General features: G+C 60.7%; 18 protein-coding genes. 12 read left to right on the top strand and 6 right to left on the bottom strand.

Annotation, left to right across the window (positions count from 1 at the left end; translation table 11 throughout):
* The 6 genes from sufB (at position 1) to GQR96_RS14250 (ending at position 6231) form a co-directional block, all read left to right on the top strand.
* A complete protein-coding gene (gene sufB, locus GQR96_RS14275) occupies positions 1–1488 on the top strand; it encodes a Fe-S cluster assembly protein SufB (RefSeq protein WP_002908877.1) in 1488 nt (495 codons plus the stop codon).
* A gap of 16 nt (positions 1489–1504) precedes the next feature.
* Positions 1505–2251 (top strand): Fe-S cluster assembly ATPase SufC, encoded by a 747-nt coding sequence (gene sufC / locus GQR96_RS14270; RefSeq protein WP_069734122.1) that lies wholly within the window; start codon positions 1505–1507, stop codon positions 2249–2251.
* Positions 2226–3500: a Fe-S cluster assembly protein SufD gene (gene sufD / locus GQR96_RS14265; RefSeq protein WP_004203084.1), complete on the top strand. Its 1275-nt coding sequence runs from the start codon at positions 2226–2228 to the stop codon at positions 3498–3500. Before sufC ends, sufD begins: the two co-directional genes overlap by 26 nt.
* Positions 3497–4717: a cysteine desulfurase SufS gene (gene sufS / locus GQR96_RS14260; protein ID WP_032456245.1), complete on the top strand. Its 1221-nt coding sequence runs from the start codon at positions 3497–3499 to the stop codon at positions 4715–4717. Before sufD ends, sufS begins: the two co-directional genes overlap by 4 nt.
* Before the next feature lie 11 nt (positions 4718–4728).
* Positions 4729–5145: a cysteine desulfuration protein SufE gene (sufE, locus tag GQR96_RS14255; RefSeq protein ID WP_004203081.1), complete on the top strand. Its 417-nt coding sequence runs from the start codon at positions 4729–4731 to the stop codon at positions 5143–5145.
* A 99-nt stretch (positions 5146–5244) separates the two neighbouring features.
* On the top strand, positions 5245–6231 hold the full coding sequence (locus tag GQR96_RS14250; protein ID WP_004203079.1) for a L,D-transpeptidase LdtE: 987 nt from the start codon (positions 5245–5247) through the stop codon (positions 6229–6231).
* A gap of 61 nt (positions 6232–6292) precedes the next feature.
* Here GQR96_RS14250 and GQR96_RS14245 read toward each other — a convergent pair whose 3' ends face one another.
* Positions 6293–6529 (bottom strand): major outer membrane lipoprotein, encoded by a 237-nt coding sequence (locus tag GQR96_RS14245; protein ID WP_002908860.1) that lies wholly within the window; start codon positions 6527–6529, stop codon positions 6293–6295.
* A gap of 313 nt (positions 6530–6842) precedes the next feature.
* A complete protein-coding gene (pykF, locus tag GQR96_RS14240) occupies positions 6843–8255 on the bottom strand; it encodes a pyruvate kinase PykF (protein ID WP_004203076.1) in 1413 nt (470 codons plus the stop codon).
* Positions 8256–8392: 137 nt separating this feature from the next.
* Between pykF and GQR96_RS14235 the strand changes: the two genes are divergently transcribed.
* Both GQR96_RS14235 and fumD read left to right on the top strand, forming a co-directional pair.
* On the top strand, positions 8393–8524 hold the full coding sequence (locus GQR96_RS14235) for a hypothetical protein (protein ID WP_004217210.1): 132 nt from the start codon (positions 8393–8395) through the stop codon (positions 8522–8524).
* A 236-nt stretch (positions 8525–8760) separates the two neighbouring features.
* Entirely contained in the window at positions 8761–8973 is a 213-nt protein-coding gene (gene fumD / locus GQR96_RS14230) for a fumarate hydratase FumD (RefSeq protein ID WP_004203074.1), read from the top strand.
* A gap of 17 nt (positions 8974–8990) precedes the next feature.
* On the opposite strand, the gene GQR96_RS14225 is transcribed toward fumD, so the two are convergent.
* Positions 8991–9629 (bottom strand): TetR/AcrR family transcriptional regulator, encoded by a 639-nt coding sequence (locus tag GQR96_RS14225; protein ID WP_017900845.1) that lies wholly within the window; start codon positions 9627–9629, stop codon positions 8991–8993.
* Between the two features lie 126 nt (positions 9630–9755).
* Between GQR96_RS14225 and GQR96_RS14220 the strand changes: the two genes are divergently transcribed.
* From GQR96_RS14220 to GQR96_RS14205, 4 genes are all read left to right on the top strand, one after another.
* Positions 9756–11609 carry a bifunctional sugar phosphate isomerase/epimerase/4-hydroxyphenylpyruvate dioxygenase family protein gene (locus GQR96_RS14220; RefSeq protein ID WP_069734123.1) on the top strand — a complete coding sequence of 618 codons (1854 nt, stop codon included), beginning with the start codon at positions 9756–9758 and terminating at the stop codon, positions 11607–11609.
* A 71-nt stretch (positions 11610–11680) separates the two neighbouring features.
* Positions 11681–13003 (top strand): MFS transporter, encoded by a 1323-nt coding sequence (locus GQR96_RS14215; RefSeq protein ID WP_065904605.1) that lies wholly within the window; start codon positions 11681–11683, stop codon positions 13001–13003.
* A 15-nt stretch (positions 13004–13018) separates the two neighbouring features.
* Complete coding sequence (locus tag GQR96_RS14210; RefSeq protein ID WP_032456243.1) at positions 13019–13855, top strand: shikimate dehydrogenase family protein; 837 nt, start codon at positions 13019–13021, stop codon at positions 13853–13855.
* Between the two features lie 56 nt (positions 13856–13911).
* Positions 13912–14655 carry a substrate-binding domain-containing protein gene (locus GQR96_RS14205; protein WP_053810238.1) on the top strand — a complete coding sequence of 248 codons (744 nt, stop codon included), beginning with the start codon at positions 13912–13914 and terminating at the stop codon, positions 14653–14655.
* Here the strand turns inward: GQR96_RS14205 and GQR96_RS14200 are convergent.
* The 3 genes from GQR96_RS14200 to GQR96_RS14190 are packed head-to-tail and all read right to left on the bottom strand — an operon-like array spanning position 14639 to position 17440.
* Positions 14639–15388: an ABC transporter ATP-binding protein gene (locus GQR96_RS14200; RefSeq protein ID WP_004203063.1), complete on the bottom strand. Its 750-nt coding sequence runs from the start codon at positions 15386–15388 to the stop codon at positions 14639–14641. The genes GQR96_RS14205 and GQR96_RS14200 overlap by 17 nt on opposite strands.
* Complete coding sequence (locus GQR96_RS14195; protein ID WP_004203061.1) at positions 15385–16392, bottom strand: FecCD family ABC transporter permease; 1008 nt, start codon at positions 16390–16392, stop codon at positions 15385–15387. Before GQR96_RS14195 ends, GQR96_RS14200 begins: the two co-directional genes overlap by 4 nt.
* Positions 16382–17440, bottom strand: coding sequence for an ABC transporter substrate-binding protein (locus tag GQR96_RS14190; RefSeq protein ID WP_049003488.1), 1059 nt, complete (start codon positions 17438–17440; stop codon positions 16382–16384). The genes GQR96_RS14195 and GQR96_RS14190 overlap by 11 nt, the downstream gene beginning before the upstream one ends.
* Positions 17441–17461 lie beyond the last annotated feature (21 nt).

Raw genomic sequence — 17461 nt, 5'->3', positions numbered from 1 at the left:
ATGTCGCGTAATACTGAAGCAACAGACGATGTCAAAACCTGGACCGGCGGCCCGCTCAATTATAAAGAGGGCTTTTTCACTCGCCTGCAGACCGATGAGCTGGCCAAAGGCATTAATGAAGAAGTGGTTCGCGCCATCTCCGCCCGCCGCAATGAGCCGCAGTGGATGCTGGAGTTCCGGCTCAATGCCTACCGGGCGTGGCTGGAGATGGAAGAGCCGCACTGGCTGAAGGCGCATTACGATAAGCTGAATTATCAGGATTACAGCTACTATTCCGCCCCCTCCTGCGGCAACTGCGATGAGACCTGCGCCTCCGAGCCCGGCGCGGTGCAGCAGACCGGGGCCAACACCTTTCTGACCAGCGAGGTGGAAGAAGCCTTTAACCAGCTGGGCGTACCGGTGCGCGAAGGGCGCGAGGTGGCGGTGGACGCGATATTCGACTCGGTGTCGGTGGCGACCACCTACCGTGAAAAGCTGGCGGAGCAGGGGATCATCTTCTGCTCTTTCGGCGAGGCGATCCACGACCATCCGGAACTGGTGAAAAAGTATCTGGGGACCGTGGTGCCGGGCAATGACAACTTCTTTGCCGCGCTGAACGCCGCGGTGGCTTCGGATGGCACCTTTATCTATGTGCCGAAGGGCGTCCGCTGTCCGATGGAGCTATCGACCTATTTCCGCATCAACGCCGAAAAGACCGGCCAGTTTGAACGCACCATTCTGGTGGCCGATGAAGGCAGCTACGTCAGCTACATCGAGGGCTGCTCGGCGCCAGTGCGCGACAGCTATCAACTGCACGCCGCGGTGGTGGAGGTCATCATCCATAAAGACGCGGAAGTGAAATACTCCACGGTGCAGAACTGGTTCCCGGGGGACAACAACACCGGAGGGATCCTCAACTTTGTCACCAAGCGCGCCCTGTGCGAAGGGGAGAACAGCAAAATGTCATGGACTCAGTCGGAAACCGGCTCGGCCATCACCTGGAAATACCCCAGCTGCATCCTGCGCGGCGATAACTCGATCGGCGAATTCTTTTCGGTGGCGCTGACCAGCGGCCATCAGCAGGCGGACACCGGCACGAAAATGATCCATATCGGCAAGAACACCCGCTCGACCATCATCTCGAAAGGGATCTCCGCCGGACACAGCCAGAATAGCTATCGCGGGCTGGTCAAAATCATGCCGACCGCCACCAATGCCCGCAACTATACCCAGTGCGATTCAATGCTGATCGGCCCGGACTGTGGGGCGCATACCTTCCCCTATGTCGAATGTCGCAACAACAGCGCTCAGCTGGAACACGAAGCGACCACCTCACGGATCGGTGAGGACCAGCTGTTCTACTGCCTGCAGCGCGGGATCAGCGAAGACGATGCCATCTCGATGATCGTCAACGGCTTCTGTAAAGACGTCTTCTCCGAACTGCCGCTGGAGTTCGCCGTAGAGGCGCAAAAATTGCTGGCCATTAGCCTTGAGCATAGCGTCGGCTGATAATTAAGGAAAAAAGATGTTAAGTATTCAAGATTTACATGTCGCCGCCGAAGATAAAGCGATCCTGCGCGGGCTGAACCTTGAGGTGCATCCGGGGGAGGTCCACGCCATTATGGGGCCAAACGGCTCGGGGAAAAGTACGCTTTCGGCCACTCTGGCCGGGCGCGAAGATTACGAGGTCACCGGCGGCAGCGTCGAATTTAAGGGCAAAAACCTGCTGGAGCTCGCCCCGGAAGATCGCGCCGGGGAAGGCATCTTTATGGCCTTCCAGTATCCGGTGGAGATCCCCGGCGTCAGCAACCAGTTCTTCCTGCAGACTGCGCTGAATGCCGTACGCAGCTATCGCGGCCAGGAGCCGCTGGATCGCTTCGATTTCCAGGACCTGATGGAAGAGAAAATTAAGCTGCTGCAGATGCCGGAAGATCTGCTGACCCGTTCGGTGAACGTGGGTTTCTCCGGCGGCGAGAAAAAGCGCAACGACATTCTGCAGATGGCGGTGCTTGAGCCGGAGCTGTGCATTCTCGATGAATCGGATTCCGGGCTGGACATCGATGCTCTGAAAATCGTCTCCCAGGGCGTGAACGCGCTGCGCGACGGCAAACGCGCCTTCATCATCGTCACCCACTATCAGCGCATCCTTGACTATATCAAGCCGGACTATGTCCATGTGCTCTATCAGGGGCGGATTGTGAAGTCGGGGGATTTCACCCTCGTCAAACAGCTGGAGGAGCAGGGCTATGGCTGGCTTACCGAACAGCAGTAACGCGCTGCAGCAGTGGCACCATCTGTTTGAAGCGCAGGCCGACCAGCGTACGCCGGAGGCCAGCCAGCATCTGCAGCAGCTGTTGCGCCTGGGGCTGCCGACGCGCAAGCAGGAGGACTGGAAATACACCCCGCTGGACGCGCTACTTAACGGCCGCTTCGTCGCCGATGAGGGGGCGTCGCTCAGCGCTGAACAGCGTGACGCGCTGGCGCTGCCGCTGGACGCCTGGCGTCTGGTGTTTATCGACGGCCGCTATCATCCTGAGCTGAGCGACGATCTCGCCGCCAGCGGCGTGGAGGTTAGCGTTGATAACCAGCGCCAGCATCTGCCGGATGCCCTGCAGCCGGAAGTGTTTCTCCATCTGACCGAAAGCCTGGCGCAGTCGGTGACCCGCCTTCGCGTGCCGCGCAACCGTCGCCTGGATAAGCCGCTGCTGCTGATGCATATCACCCGCGGCCTGGCCGGCGATGCGCTGAATACCGCCCACTATCGTCACCATCTGACGCTGGAGAGCGGGGCGGAGGCGACGATTGTCGAGCATTACCTCAGTTTCGATGAACAACCGCACTTCACCGGCGGGCGGCTGACCATGACGGTGGCGGACAACGCACGCCTGCAGCACATCAAGCTGGCGTTCGAGAACGCGCATAGCTACCACTTCGCCCATAACGACCTGCAGCTGGGCCGCGACGCCTCGGCCTTCAGCAGCAGTTTCCTGCTCGGCGGCCAGGTGCTGCGTCACCACACCAGCACGCGTCTGGGCGGCGAAAATAGCGACCTGCGCCTTAATTCGCTGGCGATGCCGGTAAAAAATGAGGTCTGCGACAGCCGCACCTGGCTGGATCACCAGGTGGGGTACTGCACCAGCCGCCAGCTGCACAAAACCATCGTCAGCGATAAGGGCCGGGCGGTGTTTAACGGGCTGATCAACGTCGCGCCGCACGCGCTGAAAACCGACGGGCAGATGACCAACAACAATCTGCTGCTCGGGCGGCTGGCGGAAGTCGACACCAAACCGCAGCTGGAGATTTACGCCGATGACGTGAAATGCAGCCACGGGGCGACGGTCGGGCGCATAGACGAAGAACAGCTGTTCTATCTGCGCTCGCGCGGGATTGAACAGCAGGCGGCGCAGCAGATGATCCTCTACGCCTTCGCCGCCGAGCTTACCGAAGCTATCCGCAGCGACGCGCTCAGAGAGCAGGTGCTGGCGCGAATTGGAGAGCGTTTGCCGGGAGGCACAGCATGACATTTTCAGTAGAACGGGTTCGCGCCGATTTTCCGGTACTGAGCCGGGAGGTCAACGGCCAGCCGCTGGTCTATCTTGACAGCGCCGCCAGCGCCCAGAAACCGGAGGCGGTGATCGGCGCCGAAGCGGAATTCTATCGTCACGGCTACGCGGCGGTGCATCGTGGGATCCATACCCTCAGCGCGGAAGCCACCGCGCGGATGGAAGCGGTGCGCCAGCAGGCGGCCACTTTCCTTAACGCCGGATCGGCGGAGGAGCTGGTATTCGTGCGCGGCACCACCGAGGGCATCAACCTGGTGGCCAACAGCTGGGGAAATGCCAACGTCGGCGCCGGGGATAACATCATCATCAGCGAGATGGAGCACCACGCCAACATCGTACCGTGGCAGATGCTCTGCGCCAGGGTGGGGGCAGAGCTGCGGGTGATTCCCCTCAACCCGGACGGCACCCTGCAGCTGGACGTGGTTCCCGGGCTGTTTGACCAGCGTACCCGCCTGCTGGCGATCACCGAAGTCTCCAACGTGCTGGGCACCGAAAACCCGCTGTCGGCGCTGATTGCCCTTGCGCATCAGCATGGCGCGAAAGTACTGGTGGACGGTGCTCAGGCGGTGATGCACCACCCGGTGGACGTTCAGGCGCTGGGTTGTGATTTTTATGTCTTCTCCGCCCACAAATTGTATGGTCCGACCGGGATCGGCGTGCTCTACGCCCGGGCCGAGCTGCTGCAGACCATGGCGCCTTGGGAAGGGGGCGGGTCGATGATCGCCACCGTCAGCCTGACGGAGGGCACCACCTGGAACCAGGCGCCGTGGCGCTTTGAGGCCGGCACGCCGAATACCGGCGGGATCATTGGCCTCGGCGCGGCGCTGAGCTACGTCAGCCAACTGGGACTGACGCAGATCGCCGAATACGAGCAGACGCTCATGCGCTACGCGCTGGAGGCCCTGCGCGCGGTGCCGGACCTGATCCTCTACGGTCCGGCGCAGCGCAAAGGGGTGATTGCCTTTAACCTCGGCCAGCATCACGCCTATGACGTCGGCAGCTTCCTCGATAACTACGGGATCGCCGTGCGGACCGGGCACCACTGCGCCATGCCGTTGATGGCCCGCTATCAGGTACCGGCCATGTGTCGGGCGTCGCTGGCCATGTACAATACCACGGAAGAGGTGGACCGCCTGGTGGCCGGCCTCCAGCGGATCCACAAACTATTAGGGTAAAGGACGTGACGATGACGGCATTACCGGACAAAGATAAACTGTTGCGCAATTTTAGCCGTTGCGCCAACTGGGAAGAGAAGTATCTCTATATCATTGAGCTGGGCCAGCGGCTGGCGCCGCTGAGCGACGCGGAGCACAGCCCGCAGAATATTATTCAGGGCTGTCAAAGCCAGGTATGGATCGTGATGGCGCAGGATCCTTCCGGCGTTGTCACCCTGCGCGGCGACAGCGATGCGGCGATTGTCAAAGGGCTGATTGCGGTGGTGTTTATTCTTTATGACCGGATGACCGCCCAGGACATCGTCGAGTTCGACGTCCGCCCGTGGTTTGAAAAAATGGCTCTCACCCAGCATCTTACCCCCTCCCGCTCGCAGGGCCTCGAAGCCATGATCCGCGCGATACGCGCGAAAGCCGCAAATATTAGCTAGAATAAACAGGTAGATTTCATTCTGTTACGTCCGGCAGGGCGCTGACCCTGCCGCCGTTCAGTCTCCTGGCGTTTTATCAGCGAAAGAAGGAATCTCAGTATGAAACGCAAAACGATGATCACCTTAGCCCTTCTCAGCGCCCTTGGCGCCTCCCCGGCCGCCTGGGCCGTCGACTACCCGCTGCCTCCGGCTAACAGCCGGCTGATTGGCCAGAACCAGTACTGGACGGTTCAGGAGAGCGATCGCAACCTGCAGGCGATTGCCCGCCATTTCGATACCGCGGCGATGCTGATCCTCGAAGCCAATGATACCATTGCGCCGGTGCAGCCGAAGCCCGGGACCCAGGTGCTGATCCCTTCGCAGATGCTGCTGCCTGACGCGCCGCGGGAGGGGATTGTCGTCAACCTCGCGGAGCTGCGGCTGTACTACTTCCCGCCGGGAGAGAATCAGGTCCAGGTTTATCCCCTGGGCATCGGCCAGTTAGGACTGGAAACCCCGGAGATGACCACCCGCGTCGGGCAGAAGATCCCTAACCCGACCTGGACACCCACCGCCGGCATCCGTGCGCGCTCGCTGGAGAAAGGGGTGACGCTGCCGGCGGTGGTGCCGGCCGGGCCGAATAACCCGCTGGGTCGCTATGCGCTGCGTCTGGCCTACGGTAACGGCGAATATCTCATCCACGGGACTAACGCCCCGGACAGCGTTGGGCTGCGCGTCAGCTCGGGCTGTATGCGGATGAACGCTGATGACATCAAGGCGCTGTTCAGTCAGGTGAAAACCGGGACGCCAGTGCGGATCATCAATCAGCCGGTGAAGTTTGCCGTCGAACCGGATGGTAAACGCTACGTAGAGGTCCACAGGCCGCTGTCGCAGACGGAAGGGGAAAACACCCGGACCATCGCTTACACGCTGCCAGCGGCGTTTCACGCCTTCGCAGAGGATAAAGCGGTGGATGACCAGCAGTTGAAAAAAGCGATGTCGAGAAGGGCGGGCTATCCGGTGGTGGTATCGACGGGGGCGGGGAGCGCGGCGACGTCGCTGTCGGCGCAGAACAGTTCGTCTGATAACGGCCTGCTCACCCAGTAGCCGTCAGCGCGAGGGCAAAAAAAATGGCGCACTGAGTGCGCCATTTTTATTACCAGAACTCTTACTTACGGTAAGAGTGAGCCTGGTTGTCCAGACGCTGGTTAGCGCGAGCTGCGTCGTCTTTAGCAGCCTGAACGTCGGAACGCATTGCGTTCACGTCGTTGCTCAGCTGGTCAACTTTAGCGTTCAGAGTCTGAACGTCAGAAGACAGCTGATCGATTTTAGCATTGCTGGAGCAACCAGCCAGCAGAGTAGAACCCAGGATTACCGCGCCCAGTACCAGTTTAGTACGATTCATTATTAATACCCTCTAGATTGAGTTAATCTCCATGTAGCGTTACAAGTATTACACAAACTTTTTTGGGATGAGAATATTTTTTTTACCTGAACGCACTTATTTTTGATCGTTCGCTCAAAGAAGCATCGAATTGGTCAAAATCGCTGAAAAAGGCGAGTGAAAACAGCGCGCTTCCATCGGATTCATCTTAGATAATCTCTTATTAAATAGTAAATTCCGATTTGCATTTTTAATAGGAAGAGCTAGCCGGTGAATAAAAAAAAAGCGCCCCGAGAGGCGCTTTATTAAAAAAAACCAATTAACCTGTAAATTATTACAGCACGTGCACGGAAGCGGTATTAGTGGTGCCGCTCGGGACTAATGCGCCAGAGACCATCACCACCACGTCGCCTTTGCGCGCGAGGCCGCTCTTCAGCGCCAGATCTTTGCCCAGGTGATAGAAGTCATCAGTAGAGGCAATCTCTGTCACCAGCTGCGGCACAACGCCTTTGCTCAGCACCAGCTGGCGAGCGGTGGTTTCGTTGGTGGTCAGCGCCAGGATGGTGGCATCCGGGAAATATTTGCGCACAGCGCGTGCGGATTTACCGCCCTGGGTGGCGACGACGATCAGCGGCGCTTCCAGTTTCTCAGCGGTTTCTACCGCGCCGCGGCACACCGCTTCGGTGATGCGCAGTTTACGGTTGTCGTTGTTGAAATCCAGACGGCTGGTCATGACGCGGTCGGTACGTTCGCAGATAGTCGCCATGATGGTGACCGCTTCCAGCGGGTATTTACCTTTCGCGGATTCGCCGGACAGCATCACCGCATCGGTGCCGTCGAGGATGGCGTTGGCCACGTCGCCGGCTTCAGCGCGGGTCGGACGCGGGTTCTTGATCATGGAGTCAAGCATCTGGGTGGCGGTGATAACCACTTTGCGCGCGCGGATACATTTTTCGATGATCATTTTCTGCGCGAAGATAACTTCTTCAACCGGGATCTCAACGCCCATGTCGCCACGAGCAACCATGATGCCGTCAGAGGCTTCGAGGATTTCGTCGAAGTTGTTCAGGCCTTCCTGGTTTTCGATTTTGGAGATGATCTGGATATTTTCGCCACCGTGGGCTTTCAGGTGCTCACGGATCTCGACGACGTCGGAACGCTTACGGATGAAGGAGGCCGCGACGAAGTCCACGCCCTGTTCGCAACCGAAGATCAGATCCTGTTTGTCTTTTTCCGCCAGCGCCGGCAGGGCGATGGAGACGCCCGGCAGGTTCACGCCTTTGTTCTCGCCAAGGTCGCCGTTGTTCAGCACTTTACAGATAACTTTGTTGCCTTCGATCGCGGTCACTTCCATGCCGATCAGGCCATCGTCCACCAGAACGGTGTTGCCGACGCTCAGGTCAGAGGTGAAGCCTTCATAGGTTACCGCTACGATTTCGCTGTTGCCGATAACGGATTTATCGGTGGTGAAGGTGAAAGTCTGGCCCGCTTTCAGGGAGACGTCGTTGCCGCCTTCCAGCTTGATGGTACGAATTTCCGGTCCTTTGGTGTCCAGCAGAATAGCGGCTTTCTTACCGGTTTTGCTCATCACATTGCGCAGGTTCTGGATGCGCTGACCGTGTTCCGCATAGTCACCGTGAGAGAAGTTCAGACGCATCACGTTCATGCCGGCTTCCAGCATTTTGGTCAGCATCTCTTCAGATTCGGTTTTCGGACCGATGGTGCAAACAATTTTGGTCTTTTTCATGACAGTTTTAGTCTTTAAGTTGTGAAGGATATGGAATTCTCGCTCCGCGGGCGCACTGCCGGGGAGCCAAACCTGTATTACGAAAGTTGCTAAGCCACGCCCTAAGGATAGGTGACAACCCTGAAGCGTGCAGAAGAATGTGTGCTGGCGGTTCAGCCCATGAAATGTGGCAAGGTGTTATGCGTTTTATCATGCAGTCCAATGCGCTGAAACCATTCAAGAAAGAATCGAAGCGCATTATACGCTGCCGAAATCAAAAAGGAAAATAAAAACCTCGTTTCAAATTATGGACAAAACGCGTAACAAAACCGGCACGTTATGCATAAAACTACGCAACACAATATTTCATCAGGCGGCATGAAAAGGGGCGTAAGAAAGGGATTTTACTGACATCATGAGGCGCTAAAATACCCCATTGAGCCGTTAACGGTGGGATGATTTGCGTTGTCGGAAAAATCTATCAATAATGATTTGATTGATAATGAGAAAATGCGAGCCAGACTCAATGGGAAATAAAGCGAAAGACGACGAGCTGTACCAGGAAATGTGCCGCGTGGTGGGCAAAGTGGTGCTGGAGATGCGTGACCTTGGTCAGGAGCCGAAACACATTGTCATCGCCGGCGTGTTGCGCACCTCGCTGGCGAACAGCAAAATCCAGCGTTCACCGCTCACCGAGGAGGCGATGGCGAAGGTCATTCACGCCCTCTCCGGACACTGACGCCTTTCGCCGGCGGGTCAGGAAATCACAAAGCGGACCACCGCCCGGACGGCAATGTCGCAGTGGTGGGCCACCATCGCTTCATCGTCAATGGCGGGCAGCGGATCGTCAAGGTACAGACTGCTGAAGGTGTAGAAATTCGACACCTGATAAAAGCTGAAGCTGCTGATCAACCGGTGGACATCGCGCGCTTCCAGCCCCGCCTGAAAGACGCCCTGCTGTTGGCCGCGTTGCAAAATGTCTTCCAGAATCGACAGGGCGGTTCGATTCAGCGGCTTCAGATCCCCTGAGGTCTTCAGCCACTTGCCGCGCTGCATGTTCTCCATGCAAATCACCCGCATATAGTCCGCATGGGTGGCGTGATAGCGCACGCTCCAGCGCACCAGCCGCACCAGCGCCTCTACCGGCGGCACATTCTCCAGCCCCAACTGCTGCTCGGTTTCGCGGATCCGCGCATACACATGCTGCAGCACCTCCTGATAGAGCTGCTCTTTGCTTTTGAAGTAGTAGACCACCATGCGCTTGGTGGTCTGCGCCTCGGTGGCGATCTGCTCCATGCGGGCGCCTGATAGCCCGTGTTCGGCAAAGACGGCGATAGCGGCGCTGAAGATCCGCTCCTTCAGAGATTGTGCTTCATCATGAGCAACGACGGTCATGGCAACTCCTTTTTCTTGGGTGACAAAAAATACACATAATGATCACAATTTAGCAACCTGGTATGGCGCAAATGAACCAAATGATACATATTCAAGACTCACGTCAGCTATTGACCCGAGGACCTTATGCTGCGCTCTATCGCCACCGTTTCGATTTCCGGCACCCTGCCAGAGAAGCTGCACGCTATTGCGGCGGCGGGCTATCAGGGTGTGGAAATTTTCGAGAACGATCTGCTCTATTATACGGGGACGCCGGCGGAAATCCGCCAGCTGGCCGCCGATTTAGGATTAAAAATCACGCTTTTTCAACCCTTTCGCGATTTTGAAGGCGCCAGCCGGGCGCAGTTTTCGGCCAATATGACCCGTGCCAGACGCAAATTTGCGCTGATGCGCGAGCTGGGCTGCGACACGCTGCTGTTGTGCAGCAATGTGCAGCCGGACTGCTCGGCGGATAGCGAACTGCAGGTGGCGGACCTGCGGGCGCTAGCCACGCTGGCGGAAGAGGAGGGGATCGTAATCGGCTATGAGGCGCTGGCCTGGGGAACCCATGTGAACCGCTGGCAGCAGGCCTGGGAGCGGGTGCAGCAGGTGGACAGCCCGGCGCTGGGCCTGGTGCTCGACAGCTTCCATATCCTGGCCCGGGGCGACACCCTCGACGCACTGCCATCGGTGCCGGTGGAGAAAATCACCTTCGTACAGCTCGCCGATGCGCCGTATATGAAAATGGATCTCCTGGAGTGGAGTCGCCATTTTCGCTGCTTCCCCGGGCAGGGGGAGCTGCCGCTGGAGGCGTTTGCCGAGCAGATCACCCGCTGCGGCTATCGCGGCCCCTGGTCGCTGGAGATCTTTAATGACGGTTTTCGCGCCTCGCCAAACGGCGCGACGGCCAAAGATGGTTATCGTTCGCTGCTGTGGCTGGAGGAGCAGACTCGTCGCCGGCTCCCGGCGTGCGATGCCGATCTGTTTTCACCGCCGCCGTTACCGAACTATCACGGGCTGGAGTTTATTGAATTCGCCGCCAGCGTCGCCGAGGCGCAGCGCCTGGGGCAGCATCTGCAGGCTTTGGGTTTTCAGCACGAGGGAAGCCACCGCTCCAAACAGGTCACGCTGTGGCGCAACGGCGGGGCGCGGATCGTGATTAACCATCAGCCCCATAGCTGGGCCGATCACTTTTATCAACGCCATGGGGTATCGCTCTGTGCGATGGCGCTGCGGGTCGACAGCAGTGCGCCGATTGTCGCTCGCGCCCGCGCGCTGGGGTATGCCACCTGGCAGGGCGACGCCGGGCCGAACGAGACGCCGATCCCGGCGATCTGCGCCCCTGACGGCAGCCTGGTCTATCTGATCGACGCCGGAGAGGCGATCTACGAGCGCGATTTTCTCCTGCGCGACGGTTTGACGGTGCGCGAAGATTACCTCGGTATCGACCATCTGGCGCTGGGCATGGAGGCAGACAGCCGCGACAACTGGGTGATGTTCTTCCGCACGGTGTTTGGCTTTACCCTTGAACATGAGCAGACGCTGCCGGACCCCTATGGACTGGTGCGCAGTCTGGCGGTGCGCAGCCCGCAGGGCGATATCCGCCTGGCGCTGAATATCTCCCAGAGCCGGGCGACGCAGATCGCCCGATCGGTCGCCTGCTACCAGGGGGCGGGGCTGCAGCATGCCGCCTTTGCCTGCCGCGATCTGCCGGCCACCTGCGACCAGCTCGCCGCGGTTGCCGGCCATGCGCTGCCGATCCCGGCCAATTACTATGACGACCTGCTGGCGCGTTTTGGCGGCGAGTTGGACGTCGGGCAGCTCCAGCGGCGGCAGCTTCTCTACGACCGCGATCCGCAGGGCGGGGCGTTCCTGCACCTGTATACCCGGCCCTTCACCGCCGGGCGCTTCTTCTTTGAATTAACCGAACGACGGGCAGGCTACGCGCTCTATGGCGCGGCGAATGCGGCCGTCCGCCTGGCGGCGATGCAGTATTGTTAGCCTGAATCAAATGGTTCATTATGCCTGAAACACAATAACAACACCCTCTGTACCCGAGACAGGAACTGACTATGAGCTCATATAGCCCTAACCCGACGGCTGCCGCCCAGCCGGCCGTCACCGTGCGCCGCTCCCGGCGGCGCATCGGCATTCTTGCGCTGCTGGCCATCGGCACCATGATCAACTACCTCGACCGCACCGTGCTGGGGATCGCCGCCCCAAAGCTCACCGCTGAGCTGGGGATCGATCCAGCGATCATGGGGATACTTTTCTCCGCTTTCGCCTGGACCTACGCCCTGGCGCAAATCCCCGGCGGGCTGTTTCTTGACCGCTTTGGCAACAAAGTCACCTATTTTCTGTCGCTGACCCTGTGGTCGCTCTTTACCCTGTTCCACGGCATGGCGGTGGGGCTGAAAACGCTGCTGCTGTGCCGTTTCGGGCTTGGCGTCAGCGAAGCGCCGTGCTTTCCGGTCAATAGCCGGGTGGTCAGCGCCTGGTTCCCGCAGCAGGAGCGCGCGAAGGCCACGGCGGTGTACACCGTGGGGGAGTATCTTGGGCTGGCCTGCTTTGCCCCGCTGCTGTTCTGGATCATGGATGGCTTCGGCTGGCGGGTGCTGTTCGTCAGCGTCGGCGCGGTTGGCATTCTGTTTGCCCTGGTGTGGTGGCACTGCTACCGCGAACCGCATGAAGATCCTCGTCTCAGCCAGCAGGAGCGTGAGCATATCGAAAACGGCGGCGGCCTGAGCGCCCCGACGGACCAGCAGGTGGCGTTCAGCTGGCCGCTGGTCCGCCAGCTGCTGAGCAAACGCCAGATCATCGGCGCCAGCATCGGTCAGTTTGCCGGCAATACCGTGCTGGTGTTCTTTCTCACCTGGTTCCCGACCTGGCTGGCCACCGAACGCCATATGCCGTGGCTGAAGGTTGGTTTCTTTTCCATCCTGCCGTTTGTCGCCGCCGCCGGTGGGGTGATGTTTGGCGGCTGGATCTCCGACAAGCTGCTCAAAGCCACCGGGTCGGCCAACCTGGGGCGTAAGCTGCCGATCGTCGCTGGCCTGCTGATGGCCAGCTGTATCATCTCCGCCAACTGGCTGCAGAGTGACCTGGCGGTGATCCTGGTGATGTCGTTTGCCTTTTTTGGCCAGGGGATGGTGGGCCTCGGCTGGACGCTGATCTCCGACATCGCCCCGAAGGGGCTGGGCGGACTTACCGGTGGCCTGTTCAACTTTTGCGCCAACCTCGCGGGGATCCTCACCCCGCTGGTGATCGGCTTTATCGTCGCCGGGTTCGGCAATTTCTTCTACGCGTTGATCTACATCGGCGGCGCCGCGCTGCTGGGTGTGGTGGCCTATCTGTTTATCCTCGGCGACGTCAAACGTATCGAGTTATCGCAGTAAACAAAGGAGCAAGGCATGGTGATTAGTGGGAATACGCGGCTGATAGCGCATCTTGGCTATCCGACCGCCAGTTTTAAGGCGCCGATGATCTACAACCCGTGGTTTGTCGACCAGCAGGTGGACGTGAAGGTGGTGCCGATGGGGGTCAAACCGGAGGACTATGCCGCGTTTATTCCGCCGCTGTTTACGATGACCAATATCATCGGCGCGCTGGTGACGATGCCACATAAAATCGCCACCTGCGAGCTGGTGCAGCGCCTGAGCCCGACGGCGGCTATCGCCGGCGCCTGTAACGCCATCCGTCGCGAGGCGGACGGCAGCCTCTCCGGGGACATGTTCGATGGTGACGGCTTTGTGCTGGGCCTGCGCCGCAAAGGATTTCATCCTGAGGGGACGCGGGCGCTGGTGGTCGGCAACGGCGGAGTGGGGTCGGCTATCGCCGCCTCTCTCGCGGCGGCAGGGGTTAGCGCTCTGACCCTGTACGATACCCGACCGGAGGTGGCGCACGCTCTCGCCGGACGGCTGCATCAGCACTATCCGCAGCTCGATATCACCCTGATGCAGCGCGATCCGGCCGGACACGAGCTGGTGGTTAACGCCACGCCGCTGGGGATGAAGGTCAGCGATCCGCTGCCGCTGGACGTGGACCGTCTGGCGCCTGGCACCTGGGTGGGGGAGGTGGTGATGACCCAGGAGTATACCCCGCTGCTGAGGGCCGCCCAGGCGCGACAGTGCCCCATCCAGCGCGGGACCGACATGCTGTTTGAAATGATCCCCGCCTATCTGCGCTTTTTCGACCTGCCGGTAGCCACCCCTGAACAGCTCCGGGCGCTGGCGGAAATTCGCTACTGACGTGGCGGCAAACCGGGTAATATAGCGCTATATTATCCGGTTTATAGCGACGATCTATAATGTCCACTCCTCTCACGCTGCTGGCGGCGGGAAGCCTGAAAAGCGCTTTTCTGCCGCTGGTGGCGTACTTTCAGCAGCAGACTGGCCTGGCGGTCGATGCGCAGTTTGGCCCTGCCGGCCTGCTGCGCGAGCGGATCGAGGCCGGGACCCCGTGCGCGGTTTTTGCTTCCGCCAACGCGGCGCACCCGCAGGCGCTGCTCCAGGCGGGTCTGGCGCAGGAATGCCAGGGATTTGCCGGCAACCAGTTGATGCTGACCGCCAGGCGGTCGCCGGACAACGATGGCCTGGACTGGCTGGCGCTGCTCAGCACGCCCCGCCTGCGGCTGGCAACCTCCACGCCGGGCTGCGATCCGTCAGGAGATTATACCTGGCAGCTGTTCGCCCGAATTGAGGCGCGCTATCCAGGGTTGGGCAACGCGATGGCCGGGCGGGCGCAGCCGCTGGTCGGCGGCAGAGACTCACTGAGCGTGCCGCCGGGAGAGATAGCCGGCGCGTGGCTCATTCGCCAGAATCTGGCGGATCTGTTTATCGGCTACGCGCACTATGCCCCCGCGCTGGCCGCCTGCGACGATCTGCGTACCCTGACCATCCCGGCAGCGTGGAATATTCGCTGCGATTACCAGTTGGCGCGCCTCAGTGCCGATCCCGCCGCGCTGGCCCTATATCGCTTTATCCTCGGCGACGTTGGCCAGGGGTATCTCCGGCAGGCGGGTTTTATGCCGTTCAGCGACGCAGAGTAAACCCCGGCGCCAGCAGAGGGGACGCGGACGCGGGATGGTAGATCAGACGTACTGGCAGGCCGTATGCTTGCCGGAGGTGCGTTTCGCTGAGCACTTCGGCAGTCTCGCCCGCCAGCCACTGGCCCTCCGGCAGAAGCAGCAGCGTATGGCTGGCCACCTGTAGCGCATGATTCGGATCATGGGTGGTGAACAGGACGGTGCGCGCCTGGCGGTGAGCGAGGTCGTCGATCAGCTGGAGCACCACCTGCTGGTTACCGAGATCCAACGCCGAGCAGGGCTCATCCAGCAGGATATTCTGACTGGCGCTGACCAGCGCGCGGGCAATCAGCACCAGCTGCTGCTGGCCGCCGGAGAGCGCGTCGAAGTCATCCCCGGCCAGGGCGGCAATCCCCAGCTGCGCCAGCGCCTGCTCAACCCGCCGGGCATCCTCCTCGTCCGGCTGGGCAAAGAGATCCACGTGCCGGGCGCGGCCCATCAGCACCACATCGCTCACTCGCCAGCGGAAAGCGGGACGAAACGACTGCGGAACCAGGGCGACGCCGCCCTCGCACTGCGCCCGGCCGCTCAGCGGTGGCAGCACGCCGGTCAGGGTATCCAGCAGAGTACTTTTTCCCCGGCCATTGGCGCCCAGCACCGCCCAGATCTCGCCGGGACGGCAGGCCAGCGTGAGCGGGGCGAAGAGCGGCTGACGGTGGCCGTAACGTAGCGCTTCCAGCGACAATGAGCGGTTCATTGGAGCGTATTCCGGCGTCGGGATTGCACCAGCAACAAGGTAAACAGCGGCGCGCCGAGCAGGGCTGTGATGATCCCGATCGGGATCTCCGCCTGCGTCAGCGTGCGCGCCATATCGTCCACCACCAGCATCAGGGCGGCGCCGAGCCAGAAGGCGGCGGGCAGCAGGCGACGATGGTCGGCGCCCACCAGCAGACGGGCGAGGTGCGGGACCACCAGTCCCATCCAGGCGATGCTGCCGCTGACCGCCACTTGCGCTGCCACCAGCACCGCGCAGCAGACCAGCACGGCGCGACGCAGCGCGGCCACCGGAACGCCAAGACTGCGGGCATCGCGCTCCTCCAGCGCCAACAGATTGATTCGCCAGCGCAGCTTCCACAACACCCCGGCGGCCACCGCCATGGGCAGGATCATGAGCAGTACCTTATGCCAGCTGGCGGTTGCGAAGCTGCCGAGCAGCCAGAAGACAATGTTCGGTAACGTCTCTTCGCTGTCGGCGAGGTACTGCATCAGGCTGACCAGCGCGGCGAAGAAGCCGCTGAGGATGATCCCGGACAGAATCAGCCCCAGCGTGCTGTCCCGCCCCTGCAGGGCGGCGAGGGCGTAAATCAGCCCCAGCGCGACGAGGCCAAAGAAAAAGGTCGAGGCCATCATCAGCAGGCCGCCGACGCCCAACAGGATCGCCAGCGTGCCGCCGAAGGCGGAGCCAGAGGTCACTCCGATGATGTGCGGGTCGACCAGCGGGTTCTGGAACACGCCCTGTAAGGTAGCGCCGCACAGCCCCAGCGCGCCCCCGGCCAGCAAAGCTATGACCACGCGCGGCAGGCGAACCGACCAGACGATCTGTCCGATCACCCCTTCGCCTGGTGGGAGATGGATCAGGGTGTGGCCAACGGCGCTCAGGCTTAACGGGAACTGGCCGAAACAGAGAGAGGCGACTGCGATCGCCAGCGTCGCCAGCGCCAGGCTGCCCTGCAACAGCCAGGGACGGTGGTTAGCGGGCATCTGGCGTCCACGCTACGCGGTAAAAGCGTTGATAGTAATCCCTGGCTTTACTGTCCACATCGATGTTCTGGTAACGCGAAGGGTAGAGTTTTTTCGCCATCCACAGCTCGCCCAGCGCCAGGGCCTCCGGCATCGGGTAACCCCAGGCTTTGGCGTACTCCGGCATCAGCCACACGCGGTGATGTTTCACCGCATCGATCGCCTGCCACTGCGGGTCGTTCTCTATCTGTTTGACCACCTGCGGATAACGGTCCTGGACGAAGATCACCTGCGGGTTCCACGCCAGCACCTGCTCCAGCGACACCTGACGGGCGCCTGTTACGCTGGCGGCCGCCACGTTCAGCGCCCCGGCGTGCGCCATCATCAGACCGGTGTATTTGCCGGCGCCGTAGGTATTCAGATCGGGGTTGGCCATATACACCCGCACCCGCTGGTTCTGGGGAATATCGGCCACCGGCGCATTGGCTTGCTTACGCGCCTCAAAGGTGTAGTGAATCAGCGCCTCGGCCTCGGGCTGGCGTTCGACGACCTCGCCGATAAGGCGGATCCCCTCTACCAGTCCGGCGTTATAGGCCTGCTCCTCGTCAGCCATGGTGGGGTTCATTTTACTTTTTTCCCCAGCGGCATCCTGGCGCAGCGAAATGGCCACCACCGGGATCCCGGCCTGTTGGATCTGCGCGATCATCGCCGGCGGCGCATAGTTGGCGACGAAAACCACCTGCGGACGCAGCGCCAGCAGGCTTTCAATATTGACCTGAGTGAGATCGCCCGGGGTCGCCAGTTGCCCGATCTCGGGCATAAAGCGGGCGAACTGCGGCCCGAGCTGTTTCTTCCAGCTGCTTAAGACGCCGACGATATCCTCAGCGGCATGCAGTTGCACCAGCAGGTTGAGCGTCTGATGCTGCAGAACCACGACGCGGGTGACGTGGTTGGGGAGGGTGACCTGGCGACCCAGCTGGTCGGTGACAGTGCGGTCGGCGAAGGCCTGACCGGTGAACAGGCTGGCGCTGAGCAGCGTCAGGCCCAGCAGTAAGGGGTGTTTTGGCATGATTTGGCCCGAATGGCGTGA

Source organism: Klebsiella sp. PCX, from assembly GCF_021869705.1.
Classification (GTDB): domain Bacteria; phylum Pseudomonadota; class Gammaproteobacteria; order Enterobacterales; family Enterobacteriaceae; genus Klebsiella; species Klebsiella quasipneumoniae.
This window is presented reverse-complemented; position numbering and strand designations above follow the sequence as displayed.